This window comes from Algibacter sp. (assembly GCF_049667265.1).
Lineage (GTDB): Bacteria > Bacteroidota > Bacteroidia > Flavobacteriales > Flavobacteriaceae > Algibacter_B.
Window position 1 is genome coordinate 1 of the sequence record NZ_JBATHX010000242.1, and the last position, 4,076, is coordinate 4,076.

Annotated in this window: 3 protein-coding genes and 1 pseudogene; all 4 read right to left on the bottom strand. The window is 33.6% G+C overall.

The window, feature by feature from the left end; all coding sequences use genetic code 11:
* Nucleotides 1–27 precede the first annotated feature (27 nt).
* Nucleotides 28–828 carry an SGNH/GDSL hydrolase family protein gene (locus WBN21_RS09115; protein ID WP_424199548.1) on the bottom strand — a complete coding sequence of 267 codons (801 nt, stop codon included), beginning with the start codon at nucleotides 826–828 and terminating at the stop codon, nucleotides 28–30.
* Nucleotides 829–971: 143 nt separating this feature from the next.
* Nucleotides 972–2,090 (bottom strand): DNA polymerase III subunit beta, encoded by a 1,119-nt coding sequence (gene dnaN, locus WBN21_RS09120; protein ID WP_424199550.1) that lies wholly within the window; start codon nucleotides 2,088–2,090, stop codon nucleotides 972–974.
* Nucleotides 2,091–2,175: 85 nt separating this feature from the next.
* On the bottom strand, nucleotides 2,176–3,831 hold the full coding sequence (gldG, locus tag WBN21_RS09125; RefSeq protein ID WP_424199552.1) for a gliding motility-associated ABC transporter substrate-binding protein GldG: 1,656 nt from the start codon (nucleotides 3,829–3,831) through the stop codon (nucleotides 2,176–2,178).
* Nucleotides 3,832–3,835: 4 nt separating this feature from the next.
* Nucleotides 3,836–4,076, bottom strand: a pseudogene (locus tag WBN21_RS09130) (hypothetical protein); the annotation flags it as partial.

Below are 4,076 nucleotides of genomic sequence, written 5' to 3' on the forward strand. Positions count from 1 at the left end.
CCTCAATCCTTAACGCGGGCTTATTCGCTATTTATTGGGAATTTGGTTAGTTGGATGTGTTTCGGCAATTTTCTTAGCAATAACGTCGCTTAATAGTTTATTTCCGTCACTATTCAAATGGAGGCCATCTGGTTTATAAATAGTTTTGCAAGTTTCAAAATCGGCACAAACCTTCTCAAAATCAACAAAAATAATTTTATCAGTTAAATTTTCCTTTTTTAATACATTGGTTAATGCAATTCTGTACGTTTTAATATTATCAATTTCGCCTTTATTATTTATTTTGGATGATATAATACTTCTATATTTTCTGATAAAACCCATATCGTTTGTGGCTTCAACAATGCCATATTCAGGAAGTTCAACAATAACAGGTTTAATGTTATAGTGGAGTAGAGTTTTAATAATCAATTTTATGTGGTGGGCATAAAATTCCGGCCCAATTTGACCGTGCGTATCATTCACACCAGCAATTACAATACAATAATCCGGACGACTTTTAATAACATGTTTTGAGGAGTATTTATCTGTACTTTCTTTAAACAGGTTTTCATAAATTAATTTACTTCTTGCTGTCGAATTTCCTGAAGATATGATGTTGCATGCCATACTGTTTTTAATAAAGGCATCCCTTAAATTAGAATCCAGAACGCTACCATCCACCCAGCTATCACCAATGATACCAACAGTAAGTGTAGTATTCTTTTCCGCAGAAACTTCATAAAATGGGTATGCTTTTGAGAACGAGAATCTATTAAATAAGTAAAACGAAACTGCCAAAATAAAAACAGTAATAAAAATGAGAACCATAATTTTTATTATTTTCATTATCTAGAGGTTTATTGCTATTCTTTATCAGTTCGTCAACGAATTTAGCTGAATTTTTTATAAAGTCAAAAAAAATAAAAAAAGCAGCAACCTAATTAAAGATTACTGCTTTTATATCGTAAGATTCTTGCCTTCGCAGGAATTTAGTTATTCAACATTACAGGCATAACAAGCATAGTAATATGTTCGCCATCATCCAATCCATCAACTGGAGTTAAAATTCCAGCTCTATTTGGCATGCTCATTTCTAACTGTACATTATCAGCATTTAAATTATTCAGCATTTCAGTTAAAAAACGCGAGTTAAACCCAATTTGCATATCATCACCTTGATAATCACAAGTTAAACGCTCTTCAGCTTTGTTACTGTAATCAATATCTTCAGCAGAAATATTCAATTCAGCTCCAGCAATTTTTAAACGAATTTGGTGCGTTGTTTTGTTTGAGAAAATACTAACACGACGCACAGAATTTAAAAACTGATTTCTATCAATCACTAATTTATTCGGGTTCTCTTTCGGGATTACCGCTTCGTAATTCGGATACTTTCCGTCAATCAAACGACAAATCAATTCAGAATTCTCAAATGTAAATTTTGCGTTACTTTCATTGTATTCAATAGTCACATCATCTTCACTAGCTGCTAAAATGCCTTTCAATAAATTCAAAGGTTTTTTAGGCATTATAAACTCAGCCACCTGATTTGCTTTTACATCTTCACGTGTGTATTTAACCAATTTGTGTGCATCGGTAGCAACAAAAGTTAAACCTTCGGTAGAAAACTGAAAAAACACACCACTCATTACAGGGCGTAAATCATCGTTTCCAGCGGCAAAAATGGTTTTACTAATGGCTGTTGCTAAAACATCACCAGATAAAACGGTTTTACTTGGGTCTTCAAGTGCTACAGCTTTCGGAAATTCATTTCCATCGGCGTAAGCCAAAGCATATTTACCGTGGTTAGAGCTAATTTCAACTGTATTATTGTCTTCAACAACAAACGTTAAAGGCTGCTCCGGGAATGTTTTTAAAGTATCTAATAACAAACGTGCTGGAATAGCCACACTACCTTTACTTTCGCTTTCAACCTCTAAAGTTGAAGCCATGGTAGTTTCTAAATCACTTGCAGAAACAGTAAGTTGGCTTTTGTCTAATTCAAATAAGAAATTATCTAAAATAGGTAAGGTGTTCGAGCTGTTAATTACGCCACCTAAAACCTGTAATTGTTTTAATAAATAGGTACTTGATACTATAAATTTCATCTAAATAACGGAGTTTAGTTTTCCAAATTCACTACTTACAAATATATTCCAAACAGTCCTTATTTGGAAACAAACTTATTAACATTTAAGAAGCGTACCTTTTCTTTCTTAGGTAGTTGAAGATAAAACCAAAAACACCCAGTAAAACTAGTGGAAGTAAGATGTTTACAAGTTGCCACTTGGTTTTCTGGGAAGCTATTTTTTGCTGATTTAGAAATGCTACGGCAATTTTTTTTGATCGAATGTTTATAAGTCCATTATCGTCCAATAAGTAATTAACGGCATTCAGTAAAAATTCTTTGTTGCCATAGGTTTGTCCAGTCCACCGGTCGAAACCTAATTCTAGTGGTTTGTTTTTAGCGAGCTCATTTTTTATAACATCACCGTCGGAGATTATTATCATTTTTGTTGGAATGCTTGTGTTTTTATCTTCTGAAATTTCAAAAGGCTTCACACGATTACTGTAAACCGATTGGAATTCTCCTTCCAATAAAACGGCTAGGGTTTGATTGCCTTTATTGAAACTTTGTGGGTTTTGTTCTTTGGTTACCAGCTCCAAACTTACCTCTCGTGGTGTGCCTTCCAATTTTGTTAATGGTGCAGTTTCAAGAAGAATGGTTTTTTTAAGGGTGTTTTTTAAAGTGTCAATCTGGTTAGCAAAATCAAATTTTACTAAATTCAAATTGTTAACAATTGGGTGATTGCTACTAGAACCTGCCAATGGCGAATACGGCCATTTTAAGTGTTGAAATTGCGACTGGCTACCTTCGCCCATAGCCAAAGTAATAGGAGCGGAGTAAAGGGTGCTTACCATATTTGGATTAATACGAACACCATATTTGAAAAAGAAATCGGTTAAATTCAAATCTCTTGCAACGGCATAATTGGTTCCTGTGGCATTGTATAAACTGTCTTTTTCCATGGCTACAGCATCAATAAGCCAAAGACTTTTTCCACCGTTCATGGTATATTGGTCCAAAACAAATTTTTCTTCTTCGGTAAAAGCTTCTGTTGGTTTTGCCGAAATTATTAAATCGTAATCCTCAATAGCTTTAAGGGTTTTTTGCGGATTTAAAGCAACGCTATCTAAAGTAAAAGGAGCGATGTAATAATACTCGCCCAATTTTTGTATAAAGTTGGCAATGTACCTGTCTTCCAGTTCTTTGTTGCCTTTTAAAATAGCAATTTTACGACGTTTTGGTTTGGTTAATTTACTAAAACCATCAGCAAATGCATATTCTAAATTCTGAACCGAATTATTAACCAATTCCTGTTGAGACACACCAATTTTATTTTTAACCAAAGGAATCAGAACTGTTTGATCATTATAACTTGCCAATGCCCAAGGAAAAATAACGGCTTGTGATGATTTGCCACTTTCTTGAACACTTAATTGCATTGGTGTTAATCCACGTTGTGTGAGTTGTTGAATGTTGCGCTCTCGTGTTGATTCATCCTCTAACGGATTAATGAAGTTGAAAACAATATGGTTGCTTGTAGCAGCAAATTCTTCTAATAATTGTCTGGTTTCGTTTTGAAGTCGTCTAAATTCCGAAGGAAAATCTTCACCTTCTAAAAATACATCAACCACAATTGGCGAGTTTAAATCATTAATAATCTGCTTAGCAGATGCGCTTAAAGTATAGCGTTTATCGGCCGTTAAATCGAATCGTTTATAAACTTTACTGCTAATAAAATTAATAGCAATTAAAGCAATCACGAGTATTAATATGTGTTTTATAGTCTTATTCAAAGGTTTTTTCTAATTGATAAGGTCTTATCGATTCAACCGTATTATTGTTAAATTCAAGCTCTAAACATTCTTGCATATTATTAAATGCTCCGGGTTTAAAACCTAAATTATAATTCCATTTTTCTTCCGAATTAACTTTCAAAGCATCATCCCATCCAAACCACTCAGGTTTTCCTAAAAGTGCCTTAATTTCATTTTTGTTTTGCCCTATAAAAAGGCTATCGGATAATATT